Genomic DNA, 2,494 nt, shown 5'->3' on the forward strand with positions numbered 1-2,494 from the left:
AAATTTAAAGAAACAATATTTAAATATCAAAGATCTTTATTAATCTTGTTAAAGGTCGACCTTTTTGGTTGATTACAAATCATATTATACGAGGAAGATTGATAAATACAAATTTCTATTGTTCAACAGTAATTCGATATAAGTATTAATAAGTTGGGTATATAGTTTTTGAATTTTCAGAAGCTCGTCCAATTTAATTCTTGTAGGTTTTCCATATAAAAATACACTTTTTGTATGTTCGGCTCACATGATCACCTCCTATATCCTATAAATTATTTACTTATGTATAGAAATAATAGATAGAGCATACACAGTATTCTGTGTATGCTCTATCTATTTATCATAGTATAGTTAATCGCCACCCAATTTTATCAATTATTTCAATCTTCATAACGTTTTATGTTTTATTTTGTTTCGTACTATATAAAGTAAGGAAACAGCAACAATAACGCCAAAAGATAATGCAATGTATATTACTTCATTGTTGCTTCTAATATTTGTCATTTTATTATCATTCTTACTGAAACTAGCACCACCACCAATGGGTAGCTCTTCGTCGTTTAAGACTTTTTCCATAAGAGGAGCAAATATTGCTTGAAATTGACCTCTCGTGTATACTTTAAATTGTTCCGTGCCGAAACGTGTTTGCAAAGGTATAAAATATTCCTTGTTATCAGATAGCGTATATAAAAAATCGTAACCATCTCCAAAGCTAACATGCATATATTTATCAACGGTCTCTATTCCCAAACTTTTGAGCAATTCAACAACTTTTTCTGGCTGACTTACAATATAGCTGATTTCTGGATCTAAATAACCGGGATACAATGTAACCCCCCATTTTCCAGTGTCTCTTATTTTGACTTGAATAGATGAAACAGGGGCATTATTTTGCTTCATTAAAACGGGAACTTCATAATAATAAGTGGCGTTTTGTAAAATATCTGTAATCCGTTTTCCTTTTATAAAACCTTCAAAAGCCGACGTAATATTATCTGGCATAGGTGCAGGAAAGTGAATTATTTTATACGGTTCACCCAATATTAGATCATCTTCCGAAGTTACAATTGTGTTTTGTATTACTTTAAAATCTTTTTTAAATTTTATTAAATCTTTCAATGGCTGCGCCTCGTCTTTTAACACTACTTCTTTAATTTTATTTTTCTCTTCAACATTATCGTTAAATTTTTCTATAACTTCTTTCATAGGTACATTAGCGGCATATGTGATTATATTAAGGTAAAATAAAAATAACATTGTTAAAATTAAACACATTATTCTTTTCATATATTAACACCCCTAAGAAAATATTATGCTATCAACCCATGATTTTGTGAATTCAGTATATTTAACTAAATGCGAACCATCCATTGGATCATTATAACCAACTTTATCTTCATTTATTGATGAACCATCGATATAATACCTTAATACTACAGCATGTCTACCAATACCTTGAGGTTGTATTCGTGCCACTATGGGAGCATTATTATTAAATTGATATTTAATTGCTGTTTCGCTACATACTCCATACGTTTGATATTTTGCTGGTTTTACTGGAGATTCTGTGGGTATTTTTAGACCGTATTGTATACCTTTAATTATATCATCCAAACTTTCTCCATATGCTGGATAAGCCTTTTTAATTTCCCAACAAATATCTTCTGTCCTATCAATTACATCATCGTGATAATGTGCAGCTACCATGGAAGCACTGACTGCCCAACAAAGGCCATCATATGCTTGTATAAATATAGGTACATTATCACAATACGCATCAGCAAACACGTTACTTATTGATGAAAGTAAAAAAATTATTGTAAAGACAATACAAATAAATTTTTTACCCTTCATCAACATAAATAAGTTTACCCAGTACATAATTAATTTCATGCTTAAGCGATAAATATTTTTCAATTTGAGTAACGATATTTTTGAGGACCAAACTCTGATTATTAATATTTGAATAATTTACACAAGACATGTCAAGATATGCTATTATTGCAGTGTCATTATAATTTATTATAGGCATTGCAGTACAATACCAATTCTTTAATAATTCGCAGTAGTGATCTTCTCCACATATTTCTACCCGACTTTTGTACTCCATCGCTAGGTTAATCGCATTTGTTCCACTGTCTTCTAATCTTAAACTCGCACCTTCTACAAGATTTATTTTCTTAAAATAATTTGCCAAATGGTCATCATAAATCAATTTTATTATGTAGCCCTCGGTATCGCATAAAATAAAAAAATAACCGCTTTTAATTAACCCATTATAAATTAAATTAACCTTCATTATTTCTTCAAAAATACATATTATTTCTTTGTTTTTATTCTTCCTAATATTAAGTTCCTCATAATCTAACGCCCTTTCTAACTTTTTTATCTTAGGATCTACTCCCTCTATTATCTTTCATTTTCTCACGATATCTCCGTTTTTCTTCAATTTTCTCATTGCAACAAGAACCTTCTATGGCTTATATTATCATTT

Annotated in this window: 3 protein-coding genes; all 3 read right to left on the reverse strand. The window is 29.8% G+C overall.

The window, feature by feature from the left end; translation table 11 throughout:
- Positions 1–387: 387 nt before the first annotated feature.
- The 3 genes from BUB87_RS04470 to BUB87_RS04480 are packed head-to-tail and all read right to left on the reverse strand — an operon-like array spanning position 388 to position 2,215.
- On the reverse strand, positions 388–1,287 hold the full coding sequence (locus BUB87_RS04470) for a hypothetical protein (protein WP_073342126.1): 900 nt from the start codon (positions 1,285–1,287) through the stop codon (positions 388–390).
- Positions 1,288–1,299: 12 nt separating this feature from the next.
- On the reverse strand, positions 1,300–1,881 hold the full coding sequence (locus tag BUB87_RS04475; RefSeq protein WP_159432364.1) for a papain-like cysteine protease family protein: 582 nt from the start codon (positions 1,879–1,881) through the stop codon (positions 1,300–1,302).
- Complete coding sequence (locus tag BUB87_RS04480) at positions 1,844–2,215, reverse strand: hypothetical protein (RefSeq protein WP_159432365.1); 372 nt, start codon at positions 2,213–2,215, stop codon at positions 1,844–1,846. The genes BUB87_RS04475 and BUB87_RS04480 overlap by 38 nt, the downstream gene beginning before the upstream one ends.
- Positions 2,216–2,494 lie beyond the last annotated feature (279 nt).

The sequence above is a fragment of the Caldanaerobius fijiensis DSM 17918 genome (genome assembly GCF_900129075.1).
In the GTDB taxonomy this organism is placed as follows: Bacteria; Bacillota; Thermoanaerobacteria; order Thermoanaerobacterales; family Caldanaerobiaceae; genus Caldanaerobius; species Caldanaerobius fijiensis.